The following is an 18921-nucleotide window of genomic DNA, read 5'->3' as shown; positions in this document are numbered from 1 at the left end:
ATCATTTCTTTCAGACTCTATTTGTGCCACCTTCTGCAGTGGCGCCTGTTAAGTTCTGCATCTGTGATTGCTATACCTAAAACAACTAATTTTATTCTTTCCCGAATTAATAAAATAAAAATTGCAGATATAAATATACAGAATTTCTTTCTTATTCTGACAAGATCATTTACTGTCCCGAATATAAACATATACAGAAATGGTCTTAATTATGACTGTCCCGAAGGCAACATGGCTTCATATTTCCGATTTTCATTTTAATACAAATAACTATGATCAAGATGTGGTGCTTAATGCTCTAATAAAGAGTATTAAAAGTTCCTTAAATAATCACACTAAAATAGATTTAATTTTTGCCACTGGTGATATTGCTTTTAGTGGCAAGACCCAAGAATACGACGCTGCTACGCGTTTCTTTGATGATCTACTGGATGTAACAGGATTAAATAAGGAGCGATTGATAATAGTTCCGGGTAATCATGATGTTGATCGAGTGAAGGGGATGTCTTTAATTCGCTCACTTCAGCATGGTGGAGATGCAGACAACTATTTTGCGCCAGAGAATGATAAACTTCATATTTCCGTAAAACAGAAAGCATTTGTAGATTGGTATAATGCCTATTTTCCTAACAATCCCTTTTGTATAGATAGTTCGTGTGGCAAGCAGCAAATTGTTGATATCGAGGGATTTCGTATTGGTATATTGCCTATCAATACGGCACTTTTCAGTGTTGCAGATGATGATCATGGCAAATTATGGATTGGAAGAAGGTCAGTTAAAGCCGCATTAGATGCTATCCTGATGAACAGGAATTCAAAGGTAAGATCGTAATACCAAGATTGAAAGAAAATAAAAAATCTTTACCAATTGATTTGCTAGCAGGTGACGCAGCTCTTTCCGCAACGATGTCGGGTAATGTTAAAAAACAAGTTGTGATATCAACTTCTGCAGCACGTGCCGATTTTGAGCGCGACTTGTTTTCAACTCCTGGCGGTGAAATTTTATATGTTGAACCTAGTATTATGGATGTTCCTCAGGAGCTTAATGATGAAGCAGAACCTGCGGCCAAACCTATCAAAATCGATGAAATAATTTCTTCGTCATCCTCTTTTATCATAGAAGCTCGTTCTGAATATGGTGGTACGACACTTTGTCGTCGCCTTGTCTGGGAATTTGATAATCAGAAAGAACAAACTGCACATCTGAGAGACGCTCGTAAATTACCTAATTATAGAAAAAAGCTAGCTACAGAGTTTGAAGCGTTTTCTAATAATGATCATGATCAAGTGCTAATACTTGATAACTTTGACATCGTTCGTGACGAAAAGCTTTTAAAAGAAGTTCGAAGTCTCAATCTTTTTAAACGTTATATTCTTCTGGTTTCTAGTAGCGACTTACGACACAGTGGAGCATTAAACTTTGATCAGGAACCATTTGAATTTTCCTATTGCTATCTTTGGGGATTAGTAAAAATGTTCCCGGAGGAAAGTCCGTTACCCGCGTATTAAAACATCTGGAAAATATTAAACATTTTGAAAATAGCTCAAATGAGAAAAATGAACTTGTATCAAAAAGTTGATAAGAGTTTTACTTATTCTTGTGCGATCCCGGAAGCTTATGGCGGTGGTGACCGATTTGGGGCAGAATACGCAGCAATTCTACGCTTTCTTTAGAAGCTTTCCCGTTTTCCCCCATTTCATCCATCTTCACCATTTCTTAATACTAACTGTGTTATAAATAAGGAGAAAAGGGATTTAAAAGGGATTTTGGGTGCGCCAGCAGGATAAAGATAAGATACTGGGCAATCTGCATAATTTTCTTGTCAAAGAGTCCAGAACTTCTGACGATAAGAAAGCATTGCGTCCCCACCAGTTTGAAGCACTTCAATCGGTTGAAGATTTCCTGCGATTAGAAGACGGGGCGGAATTTATCCAGGGCGGCAGGGAGCCGCCGGAAGAAGGAGCCTCAGAACAACCTCCGGTAACGGGAACCAAAGAAGGGGATTTCTTTGAGGTCGTCTCCGCGACCGGTTCAGGTAAAACACGCATGTTTGGCACTATGGCCAAAGCGATGGACGTGCCAGCCCTTATTCTCACGCCGCGCAACGTACTCAACGCACAGACACTGCATGAACTTTGCCAGGAAGTCGGTATCAGCGAAAGTGACGTTGCCATCTACGACAGCAAGCAGGGTATCAATACCATCCGCAGCATATTAGACAGTGAGAACCCTCCTAAATTTGTGATTGCCAGCTACCAGGGGCTACCTTCACTGGCCGGTAAACTTGGTCTTGCAACTCCCGGCGATCCTCACTACCGCCCCTTATGGATTCTGGATGAGGTGCATGAAGCGCAAGGCCCGGAAACGAGCGGGCAGCTTAATGCCTATCAAGATCAGGTGATAATGGCAGGTTTTACTGCCACCGATGCAGGGGCTTCACAAACCCTCTTCAATGGACAAAAACCAATATATAATCTGCCTCTTGTGGGGGCAATCAGACGCGGTGGTATATTATGCGATGGCATACGCACAGGGGTTATTGATATCGCGACGGATCAAGAACTGGTCGCCAGTTTCAATAGAACCCCAAGAGGCAGAAATTATGCCCAGCAAGATATTGAAAAGTTTACCAGCGCATCTGCAGTCATAGAAAAGGTTGTCAATTTCCACCTCAACCATGTGGATAAGGAATTAGGAAAAATCAGCCGTCTGCCTACCATATTCTATACGCAGGGTGTTAAAGCGGCAGCAGACGGAGCCAAAGAGTTCAATCGCCAGGCACGCGCGCTCGGTCTGGATGTAAAAGCAGCATGGGTAAGCGGTGAAAAGAGTGAGTTCACTTATTACGACAATGCTGAAAAACGTGAAATAACCATTACGGATCGCGATGAGATATTAAAGCGATTCAGGAACGGTGAAATCCAGGCTATCTGGAATGATAAACTGCTGGGTATGGGATTTGATGCACCCAATGCCACGGTTTGTTATTCCATGCAGCTCAATGTGCCCTATGTCGCGGAACAGCAGTTAGGCCGTGTAGGGCGAAAGGAAAAAGAAGATTATTTTGAGAAATATCTTCGGAATCAGTCAACATTGCAAAGCAAGGTGGGGTTAGCGATAAATGTGCGCGCGGCCGGCACGAATCCCTATCTGTATGCGCAGGTACTGGAAGGTCCCTCGCTTCATAGCCGAAAAGACAGGGTGAAGGCTTCAAGAGCAGAAGGCGGCGGCGAACCCGTAGAGCGCCCCCAACTTCCGCAAGGTATGACACTGCACCTTGGTTATGAAGAAATGTCAGCTGTGCTTGCTGACGCTAACAGGCGGCGCGCAATTTTACCGGATCCTCCCGCCGGATGGTTGCATAGAACGAATATGGCAGCCGCAACCGGAAGAAAAGTTAGCACCATTTCGGGCCTTTATAACGCTCTGGAGGCTGCTTGGGCAGAAGCGGGTGATGCAGAAACTTTTGAAGCGAGAGGAATTACGTTGCGCACGAATCAGGTGGGGTTCTTCCGATCCGCCACCGGAGAAAGCACTTTCTATGTGGATGGAGAGGCAGCATCTTTATTCGCCCATAATTTCCCTCCCAAAAGCGCCAAAATGCTGAATATTAAAGAAATGGCTGCAGCCAGCAACAGGGCTACAGAGACTATCTCCGGCCTTTATGCAGCCTTGCGGAAAGCATGGGAAAAAGCCGGAGACAATGAGTATTTCGAAGCGGAGGGGATTCGGTTGCGCACCAATCAGGCAGGGGTTTTTAAATTAGGTCCCGTACCTGCTTTCTGCGTTCATCAGGACGCTGCGTCTTTGTTCCGTAGTAATTTTCCGGAAAAAACGGATGAATGGTTAAATAAAGCGGAAATGAGGGCGGCGACCAAAGGAAAATATACTATAGTCGCTGCTGTTTATGACGCCATGGAAACGGCATGGAAAGCGGCTAAAGAAGCTGGAGATAATGAATTTGAAGCGATGGGAATCAGGTTGCGCACCGATCAGGCAGGGGTGTTTCAATCCAATAATGGTAAGAATATCTCGTTCTGTATCCATAAGGATGCTGCCGATAAGTTCAAAAGTCCTTCCCCAGAAAAAAGAACATCAGACTGGCTGATTAAAAATGAGATGAGAAGAACGATTGGATCAAGTGATCCCGTAATTGACCGTTTTTATAAGGCTGTGCAGGCGGCTTGGGAGGTTGCCGGAGATAATGAATATTTTGAAGTAGCGGGCATCAGGCTGCGCACCGATCAATGCAAAACGTTTGGCAGCACTTTCTGTATTCATGTGGATGCTGTTGAAACAATCAGAGACAATAAACACCTGCTGCTAACAATTCCTAAACCACCCAGCGCGGCGGTGGAACCTAAATCCATAAAACCGGGCAGTCCTGATTTAGACTCAGCTGACCGGACACGAGGCGCGAGTGATGAGTAATCCTGCATGCCTAATTATGGCATGCTCTCTGATGGCAACTGCCGATTTCGGGACGGAATGTGCGGCAATTCTACGCTCTCTTTAGAAGCTTTCCCATTTTCCCCCTATTTTCCTGATCTGAAAGTATCTAGGCTTTTCCTGTTATTCTGAATTCACGGGAGGACTTGATATGCGACATATTATCACAGGCGCAACGGGGCATGTAGGATTAAACGTTGTAAAGGCGCTGCTTGCCAAAGGAGAGCAGGTGACTGCGCTTACGCATTCCGTTCAGCATAAATCCCTGCTGGAGTCGTTAGGAGCGGATGTTGCGGTATGCGATATTTCCCATACGGCCCGTTTGACAGAAATATTCCGTCTGGGCGAATCCGTTTTTATGTTGAATCCGCCGGGTGACGTCGCCCAAGACTCCGTTGCACTTGAACTGGATACGGTTCATTCACTCACATCCGCGCTTAAAAGTTCGGGTGTCAGGCAGGTTGTCGCTGAGTCAGCGCAAGGCGCGCAGAAAGGCGTTGGAATCGGCGATCTCGGTGTTCTTTACGAAATGGAAGAGCGACTACGTCAACGGGGTGGGCCATGCCGGATAACCCGTGCGGCCTATTATATGTCCAACTGGGATGCGCTGTTCCTGAATGCGCAGAAGACTCGCAAGATACCGTCTTTCTATCCTAAGGATTTTCAGCTTGAGATGGTTGCGCCTGTGGATCTTGGGAAATTTAATGCGGATCAATTAAGCAGTTCATTCGATGATTTTCGCATTTATGATTTATCAGGCCCTCAACCCTACACGGTTCAGGATGTTGCGGATGAAGCGTCCCGGCATTTCGGGGTGAAAGTAGAGGTTGACGTAATTCCGCGCGCCAAATGGCAAGAAGCTTATAAAACGCTGGGGTTTTCCGCTGAGGCTGCGCGGTCATATGCAAAGATGACCGAGATTACGCTTGAGAAGCAGTATGACGTTCCGCGTGATCCCCAGCGGGGCACCACCACGCTTTCCAGCTATTTTGATAATCTCATGGAGCAGGAAGGCTCAGGACATTTGCGTAAATCAGGGACTCATTGATCGCATTTTTGGGCTATGACATCCTTAGAAATGATAGCTAAAGCCTGCAAGTCCGTGTACGGCAGTTTCGATACCACCGCCGCCTGTACCGATTGCAGCCAGATTCAACGAGACATCATCGGTTAATTTCGTTTCAAGCTGCAGCACAAACTCCCCCCATGTATAATCTTGTCCGGAAGCGCGCGTGCTTCCAAAGGGGGCTACTGTCACATTAAGATCCGGCTGTACGTCAAAAGAATGCGCGAATGCTGCCGCGGTCGTTACAGAGAAACGTTTGTCCATCTGGTGAGTCCATGACAAGCCGATTTCTGCGACATCCATACGGCTGGTGCCGCCCGCTACGGAAGCGGGGAAAGGATTGCTGCTTACTGCGGATTCATCGTAGCCATCAAAACGCACATATTCTCGGCTAAGTTTGCCCCAGCTATTTAACTGATCAGCGTTGTTTATATTCCATGCTATGCCGAGTTTGCCATACCCTGCCCATTGTGTGGCGGTGGTATCACCATTGCCTGTAGCGGTGTCAGTGCCATTCATATAATCACGATTTATGGATATTCCTGCATCTGGCGTTACCCAACTTCCAAGTTCTGCATAGGGTTTCACGGCAGGTTTTTCTGGCAGCTCGAATGCTTTGCGAATTCCGAGCGCTAGCGTTGTTGCAGCATTTTGTGAAACGTTCTGATATTCCTGAGAGCCATAAGCGATCCCCCCTAGAATAGTTATGTCATTATGGCTGCATTGTCCGCCTGCATAGCCGAGCGCGCTGCCAAACATGGCGCCATTGTAAACGTATTGCGTATTATTAATCGGCTGTGTCATGCCCAGCAAATTATTAGCGATACTATGCCCGCCGATTTGCCCGGACTCCATCGTCTTTGACAGCTGCTGTGTCGCTTGTTGTTGGGCTTCAGCGGTGGTTATCCCTGTAGATCCCAACGCATAAACCATGAGATATGCATTATTATTAACATCAGATACTGCGATGTAATTGCCGTTTGCAGAGATTCCAACCGCATTTTCCAGAAGTGTCGGGGGAGTAATGCCGGCATTTGAAAGCAATGTATTGATATCCTGCATACCTGTGCTCTGTGTCCAGCGAACAGCATGTGGAGGAGTTGCACCATTATCGACATAAGAATGTCCAACGATAACCGTTCCGTTAGCCGACACTGCGTTAGCTGAAGAACTTTGCATGTTAAGGGATCCTATATCTTCCATTCCCGTGCTTTGGGTCCAGCGAAAAGCATGTCCAACAGAGTTGCCAGAAACATAACTAGTGCCGACTATTGTACTGCCATCTGCGGATATGCCGGATGCAAAGGAACCTGCCCCGCCAAGTGTTCCCAGGCTGACCATACCTGTGCTCTGTGTCCATCGGAATGCATTAGATGCGCCATTACCTGATATTAGGCTGGTGCCTGCTATGATGTTTCCATTAGCTGAGACTCCGGAAGCAACAGATGTAGCTCCGCCTAAGGTTCCAAGATCTACCATGCCTGTACCTTGCGTCCAGCGGAAAGCATCTCTTCCTGAATTACTTGGAAGGTCTGCTTCCCCAACTACAACACTGCCATCCTCTGAGACCCCATGTGCATAGGAATGGTCTCCACCGAGTGTGCCCAAGCTCACCATGCCTGTCGCCTGCGTCCAGCGAAAGGCAAACGTAGAAATACCTGCCGTTTCTGCCCTCCCAATGATAACACTCCCATCACCTGAAACGGCTTCTGCAACTGAATTTAATCCACCTAAAGTGCCCAAATCAATTATGCCAGTTGGCTGGGTCCAGTAAAAAGCATGCTCATGTGCGCCAGCTGTATAGCTGTAGCCCACTATTGTATTGCCATCACCAGAAATGCCATACGCTAAAGAATTTGTACCGCCTAGTGTGCCGATACTGGTTAATGAGATATTATCTGCGGTTGCTTTTGGGGAATAAGCGCCGATTAGCATTACTGCTATGGAAACAAGTCTTGGTGCAAAATGTTTAAATAAAGGCATCGCATCAACTAATAGGTGCTATTAGAAGGCTTTTACAATATTTCTTTGTTATTGCAAAGCCCTGTTTCTGAAGTATGTCAGTAGTCGCGTTGGAATATCTGTCATATTGGCATTTGTTTCTTTCCCTTCCTTTAACTGGCCAATTGCCGGGTGATCTGTTAGGAATGGCAATAGCGTTCTTTTCATGATGGCTTCTTGACTTATGCTGACACTTTACCGCGCTGAACAAGACAGGCTGTGCATTATTCCCCGCGATGCGCTGAAGGAAGAGGTGGCGCTGGTGTGGATCGATCTGCTCAATCCTTCGGAAGAGGAGGAATTGTGGGTGGAGGGGCTGCTGAAAATCGATATTCCCACGCGCGCGGAAATGCACGAGATCGAGCTTTCCAACCGCTTCTATCATGAGAACGGCGCGCTTTATGCCACGGCAAGCATTATCAGCGGGGCCGATACGAATATGCCGGAGATTCACGCTGTCACCTTCGTGCTGGTTGACCAGTGTCTGGTGACGGTGCGTTATAGCACTCCCTCTTTCTTCAAGGCGTTCGGGGAAAGGATACAGAAGGGCGGCTATCCGCAGTGCCGTGGAAGCATGGTATTTGCAGGATTGATGGAAGCAATCGTCAACCGTATCGCGGATGTGCTGGAGTCCATAGGCCATCAGATTGACGCTATAGGCAGCAGCGTCTTCCGCCCTGATCCGCAGAAAATGTCTACCTCCGGCAGTGAACCGGATTTCGCCGAACTCCTGCGCATGATCGGCATGAACGGCGATCTGATTTCCAAAGTGCGTGAGAGCCTCATCAGCGTATCCCGCCTGGCAAGCTTCATTGCTTCTTCCACGTATTACGATGTGGGTTCGCTGGAACATGCAAAGATGGAAACGCTGCGTCATGATGTGCCGGCGCTTAGCGACCATGCAGGGTTTCTTTCCAACAAGGTGAGCTTCCTGCTCGATGCCACACTCGGCATGGTTAACATTCAGCAGAACACGATTATCAAGATTTTCTCCGTCGTGTCCGTCGTGTTCCTGCCGCCTACGTTAGTGGCGAGCATTTACGGCATGAACTTTTCCGCCATGCCGGAACTGCACTGGGAATTCGGCTACCCAATGGCGGTCGTTTTCATGATTCTTTCCGCGTTCCTGCCTTATTTGTTTTTCCGCAAGAAGGGTTGGCTGTAGGAGATTTATCTTCCTGCTGAGGGCCTGCCATCATCCGGCCCCCTTTGCTGGGCGCGAATCGCTTCGATGGTGGCGGCATGTGAAGTTTCGTAGTTATGCTCTTCAAAGAAAGCATCATTTTTGTCGAACTCAGCTTGCATATAGTCTCGCATGGCTTCCAGCGAGCGTTGCATACCAGGCGGCATTTCACGTCCGCTTGCGAGTGCGTCTTCTATCGCAATAAAAAACTGCTCCTGAATATGTGGCACTGTTGTGTCAAAGCTCCCATGCGTCATATCGAAAAAGTTTTTCAGCGGCGCGGATTCCCCATCCCTGGTCTGGATATTGCGCAGTTCGGGTATATTTTCCTCGGCGGCCCGGATATGCTGAAAAGCGACACGCGCATCGGCTAGTAATTTATTTTTATCGAATTCCTGCTGATAATCATGGTCGCTTACCATAGCGGCCAGTTCTTGTTTGAATACTCTCAATCTATCAACCTGTCCTGCATCCAGTGAGGTTGTGCCGTCTTTCGCTTCAGCAAGGTGATCGTTAACAATAGCCATGAGATAAGCGGCATCGTATCCGGAACTGAGATGCTGCAATAATTTCGCTCTGTCGGAAATTTCCGGATTGCCTGTATCGCCTATACTGGCGGCTGTTTGCATCAGGTGGTGGAGTGTTTCCTTCTCTTCGTCCACCACCGGATCGATATCCCCGTGCACGATTGCTTTCTGGAGGAACGGCAGCGCTTTTTGCGCCGCTTCTGCTTTCGGTCCGCCATCCTCTATTTCCTGTTCAAGCCGCAGCACGAGCCAGGCATAGTTAGGGCAGATAGGGTCGGAGGAATTGGAATCTCCTGCTCCCATCACTTTTGTTCTGGGAAAATCCGCGCAGAGTGTCTCAAGCAGACGGTTGTTCATATCGAATTCCCGCATGGCTCCGAGTGCCTCTTCCATTTCCTTTTCCAGGCCAAAGACATTGCCGCCCTGGTATAAGGCGAACATTCTTCCTGTATATTCTTTGATGCTTTTCAGGCGAGGTTTGGTAAGGTTTCTTGCATAGGGCAATTGGCGATTTGCATCATGCAGCCATTTCGCCGTATCCCACAATACAGTTTTAGGATCTTCTTCGATCCGGGCAATAATATCAGGAATGCAATTTATATCAGGGTTGTTTTCCCGGGCAATAATATTGGCAATAGTGTGAGGCGGGGTGGGTTCTTCGTCCATCACCAGGGCAGCGCTGATTTGAGCAAGAATGCCAGGTTCACGAATATTTCTGATTTCATAGAGGGTATAGAGGTAATCCCATATTTCTCCATCCCCCTGCTTCATCAGCTGGGCGGCGGCATTAGGATCTTCCTGCGCCAGCATGAATTCCTCCTGCACGCCACGGGCTATGACCTCATGCCACAGGGGCATGAGCGCGCGGGCTGTCCCCTGAAGCTGGGTCTTCAGATCTGCAGCTTCAAAATAATAATCCAGGTAGGCAACGGTATTCTCAGCAGGAGAAGCGCTCTGGCCGAAATAGGTGTTGATATAATCGATGACGCGGCGTGCGGCTTCGGCTTGCGGGTCCGTCGTATCGACGATATGCTGCAATACAGCTTTATAATGGCCTGCGCGCCAGAGTGCTTCCCGTCCCTGTGGAGGCTCCAGATACCAGCGTTCAAAATCATTATGCATTGCTGGGGGAGCTTCATTCTGTGCTCTCTCCATTTCTCCCATCATCCTGTCCAGCCCCTGCAGGCCAACCACAGTCTGCAATGATTCTAAAGCTTTGCATGCACGGCAGTAAATTACGGTGCGCCTTGGTTCAGGGATGCTGCGCCCGGTCTCGTGCTGGCTATTAATGTAAATGCTATGTGCACCGAGATCGTGAATAAGTTGTTTTAATGATTCCTCGGCGTTCGGGCTAAGCGACCCCTCCTGAAGCCTGTCTTCTATATCTACAACACCGAAACCTATCGAATACTTGTCGCCATGAATAAAACTTCGGACAATCCATGTGTTGACGGTTTTAAGCTGGTTTTGTGTCTGCGGATCTTCTGTCTGGTAGTCGCTTAATGCAATGAGATAGTCCACTAATTGGCGGTGGGTAACATTGCCTGCCATGCTACTTTCTTTTATGGATTTCACGACCGCCGCGCGCAGTCCCTGGCAGCCTGCGATGTTCAGTGTTTCCAGGGCTTCAGCAGCTTCAACTTCTTCAATATTGCGTTGTTCGTCGCTAATTCTTTCATCAAATGTCTGATTGCGATAGAGGCTGACGTTAGGGGTTATTATATCGTCGATAAACCGATTCAGTGTATTGAAGGCGGCATTCAGCTCTTCATCGGCAGCGAGCGTGCCGTTGTCTGCCAGCCGCTGCCTTGCCAATCTGAAACCGGCAATATTGCGTGTATCTACATATTCGGCGAGCAGGTACTGTGACGGGTCTGCCAGATAAGCTTCGGTGATGCTGCTTGAGCTAGTGGTTTCATGATGTATGCCTGCAATCTTACTCAATTCTTCAAGATTCCGGCTTGCGATCAATTGCGCGGCCGCAGCGGCTTCGTGATAGCGTTCCATCAAAGCGGAAATATTTTCTCCTCGTTGTGGATTGCCTCCTCCATTCGCCACTTCCAGCAGAAAATCATGCATCGAGGAAGGAAGTTCAGGGATAACCGCATTCTGCAGCGTTCCGTCAACATAAAGCAGCATTCTTGCTGCCTGTCCTATGCTGGCATAATTCCTGTAATAAGAGTGTGCGTAATTCAGTGCCGTCTGGATATCTTTACGGGTTTGGCGTCGTTCCTTCCCCGGTTCCGGCTCAAAATCTGCAAGCGCGTTTGTGGATTGTGCTATGATGCGAAGCGCATAAGGGGGAGAAGAACTAATAGTCTGCGCAAAATGGTCTGAATTGAAATATTCCTCATACGGATAGGATAATTCGGGAACAAGCGTTTCGGCCAGGCGTTGTGCGGCCTGGTTAACATTTTCTCCGAATTTATTAATATCCATTCAGGATATTCCCCGTGGAGTGCAAAATAATGACACTCCATATTAACCTTTAAAGGTTAATTCTATGCTAAGAATATTTATCGGCTCTATCCTGTTGTAATATCTATTTTCTTAGGCGATATCCTGTCTTGAAGATCCAGGCGATTACGCTCAATGCTGCAATAGTAAACGTTGCAATCATGGCGATGCTGACGGTCACACTGACATCGCTGTGCTCGTAGAAACTCCAGCGGAAGCCGCTGATCAGGTAGACCACGGGGTTGAGTAGCGAGATGCTGTGCCAGAAGGGCGGTAGCATGTTAATGGAATAGAAACTGCCGCCAAGGAAGGTCAGCGGTGTGATGACCAGCAGCGGGATAAGCTGCAGTTTCTCGAATCCGTCTGCCCAGATGCCGATGATGAAGCCGAGCAGGCTGAAAGTGACACTCGTCATGACGAGGAAGAAGATAACCCAGAACGGGTGCATGATGTGCAGCGGCACAAATAACCCTGCCGTGGCGAGCACAATGGAGCCGATGAGGACGGATTTGCTTGCGGCTGCGCCGACATATCCAATCACGATCTCGAAGACGGAAAGCGGGGCGGAGAGAATCTCATAAATCGTGCCGGTGAAGCGCGGGAAGTAAATGCCGAAGGATGCGTTGGAAACGCTCTGGCCGAGCACGGTCAGCATGATGAGGCCGGGTACGATGAACGCGCCGTATGCCACCCCGTCCACTGCCTGGATGCGCGAGCCGATGGCTGAGCCGAACACGATGAAATACAGTACCGTCGAAATGACAGGCGAAGCAATGCTCTGGCCGATGGTGCGCAATGTGCGCGACATTTCGAACTTATAGATTGCAGATATGCCGCTCAAATTCATTTTGCCTCCACGAGTTGGATGAAGATCTCTTCCAGGCTGCTCTGGCGGCTCTGGATATCGGTCGGTCGGATGTTGCTATGGCGCAGCCGGTCAAGAAAGTCGGAGATATCGCTATGATCCTGTGCATTATAGGTCAATGTGAGCGTTTCGCCATCTTTGCTGAGGGAAAGCGGGTAGGAAGCGAGTTCAGCGGGAATGGCAGAGAGCTTCTCCTGCAATGTGAAACTCATCATGCGCTTGCCCATCTTGTGCAGAAGCGTTGCCTTGGATTCTGTCAGGATGAGTTTGCCTTTATTGATGACGCCGATGCGGTCGGCCATTTCCTGCGCTTCCTCGATATAATGCGTGGTCAGGATCACGGTCACGCCGGTTTCGCGCAGTGCGCGCACCTGTGCCCACATGGACTTGCGAAGGTCTACGTCCACGCCCGCGGTGGGTTCGTCGAGAAACAGGATTTCAGGTTCATGCGAGAGCGCCTTGGCGATCATCACGCGGCGTTTCATGCCGCCGGACAGGCGACGGATCTGCTCGTCCTTCTTATCCCACAGCGACAGGCTTTTGAGGGTGGTTTCGATATAGGCAGGGTTTTTCGGTTTGCCGAACAGGCCGCGGCTGAAGGTGACCGTGTTCCAGACGGTTTCAAACGCGTCCGTCGTGAGTTCCTGCGGTACGAGGCCGATTGCCTGACGCGCTGCGCGGTACTGTGCTGCATTATCGAAACCCGCCACGGCAACCGTGCCGCCGCTTACGCGCACGATGCCGCAGATCGCGTTGATCAGCGTCGTTTTGCCTGCGCCGTTGGGGCCGAGCAGGGCAAAAATTTCGCCGCGCTTGATCTCGAGGTCGATATTGTCGAGCGCGCGGAATCCGTTATCGTATATTTTGTTCAAGCCCTTGACGGAAATGGCGATGTCATTTTGCATGCGGGAAACCTCTTCTTGGCCTGTATGGGCGTGTTCTTATATCCTTTTGCGTTGAAATTGTCGATATGTGAAGTTGCCTGAATTGTTGCATTCCGTCTTCTTATTGTTAACATGTTATGATTGATCCATTTACTGGAAGGATACGAAGTGGAAACCTATAATCCGTCCTATCTGCCGCAGATGATGCAGAGCGAGCAGGGAACACTGCCGGAAGCCCCCGCCAATCTTGCCGCCACCGGCTTGGATATTTCCGTCCTGCTGGATCTGGCACTTAAAATCGCGAATGTGAATTCACACATCTCAACGAACTCGGTCGCCGATATCATGATGCTTCCGCGCACACTGACGAGTGAGCTGCTGGAGAAGCTGCGCACGGATGCGCTTCTGGAAACGCAGGGGCAGGATGCCGCTTTCGGCCTGCGTTACACGATTTCCAAACGCGGTCGTGAGACGGCGGCGCGGCTGCTGGAGACGAACGGGTATATCGGCCCGGCACCCGTGGCATTTGAAAGCTACAAGGCCATGCTTTACTGGCAGAACGAGCAGGCTCCGCAGGTGACGCGGGAGCATGTGCAGAACGCGCTTGCCGAGCTCGTGCTGCCGGAGGAAGTGGTGCACACGACCGGGCTTGCCGTTTCTTCAGGCCGCAGCCTGTTTCTTTCAGGTCCGCCGGGCAATGGCAAGACCACCATCGGCCGCAAGCTTCATAATGCGCTGACGGGGGATATCTGGATTCCGCATTGCATCGCGGTGGAAAATACCATCATCCGCATTTTCGACAGTTATTGCCATGAGCCGGTGGAATACACCACACCAAGACTGCGTACCGTGGACAGGCGCTGGATCAAGATCAAACGGCCCTTTATCGTGGCGGGCGGTGAAATGACGCTGGCATCGCTCGATCTTTCCTATCTTCCCTCGCTCAAATATTATGAAGCGCCGCTGCATGTGAAGGCGAATGGCGGCACGTTCCTGATCGACGATTTCGGCCGCCAGCTCGTTTCGCCGGATATTTTGCTGAACCGCTGGATCATTCCGCTGGAACACCAGATGGATTTCCTGACGCTCAATACCGGCCAGAAGATACAGGTGCCGTTCCTGCTGCGGCTGATCATCGCCACGAATCTCGATACGGACAGGGTGACCGACCCAGCCTTCCTGCGCCGCCTCGGCTACCGCACCTTTATCCAGCCGCCGAGCGAAGCTCAGTACAAGGATATTTTTACGCGTTATGCCGCCCAGTATAGTCTGGAGACGCCGCCGGAAGTGCTCGAGCATGTGCTGACGCGTTACCGCTCCACGGGCAGGGAAATGCGTGCCTGCGAGCCGCGCGACCTGATCGAGCGTATTCGCGACATTTGCGCCCATACGGTGCAGGAGCCCCGGATTACTCCGCAGATGTTCGATATGGCGTGGATGGGGTATTTTGGGCGGGATTGATCTGACTTAGCGGCGATGTCCTTCGTCGGATGGGGGTAGTGCTGCGCGCGCGGTGTGTGTCCCCCGTTGCGCCTTTTCTCTTAAAATATCTGCAACAGTTTTATCGCGATTGAATCTTTCCGGTATGGCGGCGCCTCTGTCGATGACACTATATGCGTCTGCTATTGCCGCTCCGGCATAACCTTGACCTGCCGGAGTCAGAATGTCACCGGAACCCATGCGGAAATTCGTATCATTTGAAAGCGTGCCTATGGCCATTGCGGTTGCCAGCACGTCACGCGGATCTACTTCACCGCGTTCCATTCTTTCCAGTAAAGGCAGAAGCTGTGGGGCTAAAGTCTCGCGTAATCTCCTTGCTTCGTCAGGATCGTCAATTGTTTCATTGGGTGCTGAGCTTCGTATATTGCGATATACGGAAATTATTGGTCTGCCTCGTTGCTGGTAGGCGCTGTTTATCAGTTGCTGTAACATGATCGGCAAGTCTTCCGCTTTCTGTTCTGCTGTAAGCTTATTTTTATCTGCATATTCACTCCATCTGGCTTGTAGGAATGAACAATCATCTGTCGGGCCTTTTCCGGACATCCAGTAGAGTGCCCTGTTCAGGATTCTGGCTTTCTGCTGTTCCGTTATGTTCGGAAAATCGGAAGCGCCTTCCAAGCCAGTGATTTGTACTAATTCCGTCATCTTACTATCTTTCTATTTTAGGTTGAGTACATTCTATGCCGTTATGGTTAATATATTGTTAATACCATAAATTATTACAGGGTTTTATCCTCCTTGCCTGTCCCCCCGTTTCTACGATATAAGCCTGTCGCATGATCCGTCTGACTGAAATACGATTGCCGCTCGACCATCCGCCGGAAGCGATTGCTTTAGCTGCGAGTGCCAAGCTCGGCCTGAAACCGCAGGAGTTGCTTTCCTGCACGGTGTTCCGTCGGGCGCATGATGCGCGCCGGAAATCCTCGATTCTGCTCGTCTATTCGCTCGATGTGGAAGTGAAGGACGAAGCTTCCATTCTCAAGCGTTTTGCCAAAGATAAGGATGTCAACCCTACGCCGGATCTGGAATATAAGTTTGTGGGCAGGGCTCCGGCGAATCTGGCGAAGCGCCCGCTTGTGATCGGCGCGGGGCCGTGCGGGCTGTTTGTGGCGCTGATCCTCGCGCAGATGGGGTTCAGGCCTATTATCCTTGAGCGCGGCAAGGTCGTGCGTGAGCGTACAAAAGATACATGGCGGCTGTGGCGACAGTCGATTCTCACGACGGAGTCCAACGTGCAGTTCGGCGAGGGCGGAGCGGGTACGTTTTCCGACGGCAAGCTCTACAGCCAGATCAAGGACCCGCGCCATCTGGGCCGCAAGGTATTGACGGAATTCGTGAAGGCGGAAGCGCCGGAGGAGATTCTGACCGAAGCGCATCCGCATATCGGTACGTTCCGCCTGGTGAAGATGGTGGAGAATATCCGCGCGACGATTGAATCGCTCGGCGGGGAATACCGCTTCCAGTCGCGCGTGACGGATATCGATATCCAGACGGATAAGAACGGCGAGCGGCGCGTGTGCGGGGTGACGCTTGCGAACGGTGAGTATATTGAAGCCGATCATGTGGCGCTGGCGGTGGGCCATAGTTCGCGCGATACATTCCAGATGCTGCTGGATCGCGGTGTCTATGTGGAGGCGAAGCCGTTTTCCATCGGTGTGCGCATCGAGCATCCGCAGTCGATTATTGATGTGGCGCGGTTCGGCGCCTGCGCGGGCAACCCGATTCTGGGCGCGGCGGATTATAAGCTCGTGCATCATGCGGGCAATGGCCGTGCGGTCTATAGTTTCTGCATGTGCCCGGGCGGCACGGTGGTGGCGGCGACCTCGGAAGAAAACCGTGTCGTGACGAACGGGATGAGCCAGTATTCGCGCGCGGAGCGCAATGCCAATTCAGGGATTGTGGTGAGCATCACGCCGGAAGTGGACTATCCCGGCGGGCCGCTTGCAGGCATCGATTTCCAGCGCAAATGGGAGTCGGCCGCGTTTGTGGCCGGGGGCAGCAATTATAAAGCTCCGGCGCAGTTGGTGGGGGATTTTCTGGCGAAGCGCCCTTCCACCAAACTCGGCGAAGTGATTCCTTCCTATAAGCCGGGCGTCACGCCGACGGACCTTTCCCAGTGCCTGCCGGATTTTGCCATCGAGGCGATCCGCGAGGCGCTGCCTGCGTTCGGCAAGCAGATCAAAGGCTATGACATGGCAGATGCCGTGATGACGGGCGTGGAGACGCGTACCTCGTCGCCCATCCGCATCAAGCGCGACGACAGCTTCCAGAGCCTGAACACGAAGGGGCTCTTTCCTGCCGGGGAAGGGGCGGGCTATGCGGGCGGCATTCTTTCCGCTGGCGTGGACGGCATCAGGATCGCCGAAGCGATTGCACAGGATATTCTGGCATCCGCCTAACGGGAATAGGGATTTTGGTCAGCCGCCGCTCGTCGCGTGAGCTTTGCCAACTCCGCAAGATCCGGCGTTGTTGCTTTAGGCTCTATAATAAATGTTTTTTCCTCAGGGTCGACCACGTGCACTTCATCTTTGCGTCCGGGAACGGGTTTTACAAGATGCTGCTGCTGTGTCATGAAGAGCAGATAGGTCGGGTCGTTCTGGGGATATTGCCCATCGAGCGGGGCCATAAACGTATTGCCGTCGCAGGGCGCGCGCAGGATCACGATTTCCCCGCCTTTTTCCGTATAGGCGATCGGCGTTCCCTGCCGGACAAACGCACCATTGGCGAGCTGTCCCGGCAGAATATCTGCTAGTTGCAGGCCGCCTTCTTCTTCCAGTTTTGCGGCGACTCTGGCCTGCGTGGTCGCATCCATCACATGGCCGTTGAGCAGGCGGACTTTTTCTCCCCATTCCCCCGGCGGCAGGTTTTCCGGCACATATCCGGGTGGATTGTTTGCTGCCTTCGGCGAACCGGGCGTGTAGAAGTGAATAATATCGGAAAAGACCTGCAGCATACCCGAAACGGGGCGCTCGTTGCCTTCAAAGAACAGGCTTTGCGGGCCTTTGGCGGGAATGCCCAGGCAATATTCGAGCGCCGCGAGCCCGGCCTTGCCTGCATGTTCCCAGACTTTCGGGTCGAGATTGGGGCCGCCGCATTCATACGTCATGCGGACTTTGTCTTCGTCCCCTGCCGTTGGGCGCTCGACCAGAAAGCGTGTATCGCGCATATCGTCGCCCGCATGTGAGCCGGGAATGACGGTGGAAGCCCCCATGGAAAGCAGCAGCGGGCCGATCTCTTTCATCTCTGCTTCCACGGCTTCATTGCTTTCATCGAGCTTGCCCGCATAGGGCAGGGCGACCGGGCTGGAGTGCTGCGACATGCCGTGGAAGTCGATCACGGTTTTGCATTTGCTGTACACCTCGCGCTCCAGCTCTTTGTAATCGTGAGCAAGTATTTCATGCGAGCGTGTTTTCAGGGTGCCTTTCACCGTTGCCGGGACGCGGTTGCGGTTCACACCTTCGATCGTGTTGCGGTAGCTCGCGGCTTCATCCGGGGTGATGGAGGGTTTGCTTTCATCCAGCAGGCGCTTGAAATACGCGTCCATCTGTTCTTCCTCGCCGCCGAACATCAGGTAGATATCACCTTTGGCGTCAGGCATGAAACGGCGTGCCGAGAGAGGGTTGCGGCCTTCATAGGGCCCTTCGGCCCGCCATGCGTCCAGCACGTTTTTGATGCCCTGCCAGCCTGCGATTTCATAATGATGTGTGCCTGCCATGAGGCAGATGGAGTCTTCCGTGCAGGGTGTGTATTTGCCGAGCCGTACACCGCGGCACTGGCCGTTGATGATGACCGGATGGATGCCGGATTCCTCTTCCTGCTTGGTATTTGTCAGGGTTTTGAAAGCATCGCGAAAGCCTTCGATCTGTTCGCGCAACGGGGTCAGCTCTGTGGGTTCATCCATGTACGGTCTTTTCCGGCTCCTTTGGGTCAGCCTATCATAGCGTTTCCGGCATGTTTTGGCTAGGCATTCACGCTGTAAGGTCTATAA

Annotated in this window: 13 protein-coding genes; 7 read left to right on the top strand and 6 right to left on the bottom strand. The window is 50.8% G+C overall.

Going from position 1 to position 18921, the window contains the following annotated elements; genetic code table 11:
* Positions 1-211: 211 nt before the first annotated feature.
* The 4 genes from VFT64_06860 to VFT64_06845 all read left to right on the top strand — a co-directional run bounded on the left by VFT64_06860 (position 212) and on the right by VFT64_06845 (position 5498).
* Positions 212-832 carry a metallophosphoesterase gene (locus VFT64_06860; protein HEU5047546.1) on the top strand — a complete coding sequence of 207 codons (621 nt, stop codon included), beginning with the start codon at positions 212-214 and terminating at the stop codon, positions 830-832.
* 8 nt (positions 833-840) lie between these two features.
* Positions 841-1509, top strand: coding sequence for a hypothetical protein (locus VFT64_06855; protein ID HEU5047545.1), 669 nt, complete (start codon positions 841-843; stop codon positions 1507-1509).
* Positions 1510-1771: 262 nt separating this feature from the next.
* On the top strand, positions 1772-4432 hold the full coding sequence (locus VFT64_06850; protein ID HEU5047544.1) for a DEAD/DEAH box helicase family protein: 2661 nt from the start codon (positions 1772-1774) through the stop codon (positions 4430-4432).
* A 169-nt stretch (positions 4433-4601) separates the two neighbouring features.
* Positions 4602-5498: an NmrA family NAD(P)-binding protein gene (locus VFT64_06845; GenBank protein HEU5047543.1), complete on the top strand. Its 897-nt coding sequence runs from the start codon at positions 4602-4604 to the stop codon at positions 5496-5498.
* 24 nt (positions 5499-5522) lie between these two features.
* Here VFT64_06845 and VFT64_06840 read toward each other — a convergent pair whose 3' ends face one another.
* Positions 5523-7499, bottom strand: a complete 1977-nt coding sequence (locus VFT64_06840) for a hypothetical protein (protein HEU5047542.1) — start codon at positions 7497-7499, stop codon at positions 5523-5525.
* Between the two features lie 202 nt (positions 7500-7701).
* Here VFT64_06840 and VFT64_06835 point away from each other — a divergent pair, with 202 nt between their 5' ends.
* Entirely contained in the window at positions 7702-8682 is a 981-nt protein-coding gene (locus tag VFT64_06835; GenBank protein HEU5047541.1) for a magnesium transporter CorA family protein, read from the top strand.
* A gap of 5 nt (positions 8683-8687) precedes the next feature.
* On the opposite strand, the gene VFT64_06830 is transcribed toward VFT64_06835, so the two are convergent.
* The 3 genes from VFT64_06830 to VFT64_06820 form a co-directional block, all read right to left on the bottom strand.
* Entirely contained in the window at positions 8688-11666 is a 2979-nt protein-coding gene (locus VFT64_06830) for a hypothetical protein (GenBank protein ID HEU5047540.1), read from the bottom strand.
* Positions 11667-11769: 103 nt separating this feature from the next.
* Positions 11770-12525, bottom strand: a complete 756-nt coding sequence (locus VFT64_06825) for an ABC transporter permease (protein HEU5047539.1) — start codon at positions 12523-12525, stop codon at positions 11770-11772.
* A 2-nt stretch (positions 12526-12527) separates the two neighbouring features.
* The gene (locus VFT64_06820; protein ID HEU5047538.1) at positions 12528-13454 is read right to left on the bottom strand and encodes an ABC transporter ATP-binding protein; all 927 of its coding nucleotides are present in this window, start codon (positions 13452-13454) and stop codon (positions 12528-12530) included.
* Between the two features lie 147 nt (positions 13455-13601).
* On the opposite strand from VFT64_06820, the gene VFT64_06815 reads away from it, so the two are divergent.
* A complete protein-coding gene (locus VFT64_06815; protein HEU5047537.1) occupies positions 13602-14894 on the top strand; it encodes a hypothetical protein in 1293 nt (430 codons plus the stop codon).
* Positions 14895-14900: 6 nt separating this feature from the next.
* Here the strand turns inward: VFT64_06815 and VFT64_06810 are convergent, their stop codons facing one another.
* Entirely contained in the window at positions 14901-15578 is a 678-nt protein-coding gene (locus VFT64_06810) for a hypothetical protein (protein HEU5047536.1), read from the bottom strand.
* Positions 15579-15709: 131 nt separating this feature from the next.
* On the opposite strand from VFT64_06810, the gene VFT64_06805 reads away from it, so the two are divergent.
* Positions 15710-17332, top strand: coding sequence for an NAD(P)/FAD-dependent oxidoreductase (locus tag VFT64_06805; GenBank protein HEU5047535.1), 1623 nt, complete (start codon positions 15710-15712; stop codon positions 17330-17332).
* Here VFT64_06805 and VFT64_06800 read toward each other — a convergent pair.
* Positions 17329-18834 carry a hypothetical protein gene (locus VFT64_06800; GenBank protein HEU5047534.1) on the bottom strand — a complete coding sequence of 502 codons (1506 nt, stop codon included), beginning with the start codon at positions 18832-18834 and terminating at the stop codon, positions 17329-17331. The genes VFT64_06805 and VFT64_06800 overlap by 4 nt on opposite strands.
* Positions 18835-18921: the final 87 nt, after the last annotated feature.

Source organism: Rickettsiales bacterium, assembly GCA_035765535.1.
Taxonomy (GTDB): Bacteria; Pseudomonadota; Alphaproteobacteria; order Rickettsiales; family JABCZZ01; genus JABCZZ01.
Note: the sequence above shows the minus strand (reverse complement) of the source record. Positions and strands in the feature narration are given on the sequence as shown.

Bases quoted from the DNA above. Each gene is read 5' to 3' on its own strand.
- VFT64_06805 (HEU5047535.1), top strand. From the start codon at position 15,710: ATGATCCGTCTGACTGAAATACGATTGCCGCTCGACCATCCGCCGGAA.
- VFT64_06820 (HEU5047538.1), bottom strand. From the start codon at position 13,454: ATGCAAAATGACATCGCCATTTCCGTCAAGGGCTTGAACAAAATATAC.
- VFT64_06860 (HEU5047546.1), top strand. From the start codon at position 212: ATGACTGTCCCGAAGGCAACATGGCTTCATATTTCCGATTTTCATTTT.
- VFT64_06800 (HEU5047534.1), bottom strand. From the start codon at position 18,834: ATGGATGAACCCACAGAGCTGACCCCGTTGCGCGAACAGATCGAAGGC.
- VFT64_06830 (HEU5047540.1), bottom strand. From the start codon at position 11,666: ATGGATATTAATAAATTCGGAGAAAATGTTAACCAGGCCGCACAACGC.
- VFT64_06845 (HEU5047543.1), top strand. From the start codon at position 4,602: ATGCGACATATTATCACAGGCGCAACGGGGCATGTAGGATTAAACGTT.
- VFT64_06840 (HEU5047542.1), bottom strand. From the start codon at position 7,499: ATGCCTTTATTTAAACATTTTGCACCAAGACTTGTTTCCATAGCAGTA.
- VFT64_06810 (HEU5047536.1), bottom strand. From the start codon at position 15,578: ATGACGGAATTAGTACAAATCACTGGCTTGGAAGGCGCTTCCGATTTT.
- VFT64_06835 (HEU5047541.1), top strand. From the start codon at position 7,702: ATGCTGACACTTTACCGCGCTGAACAAGACAGGCTGTGCATTATTCCC.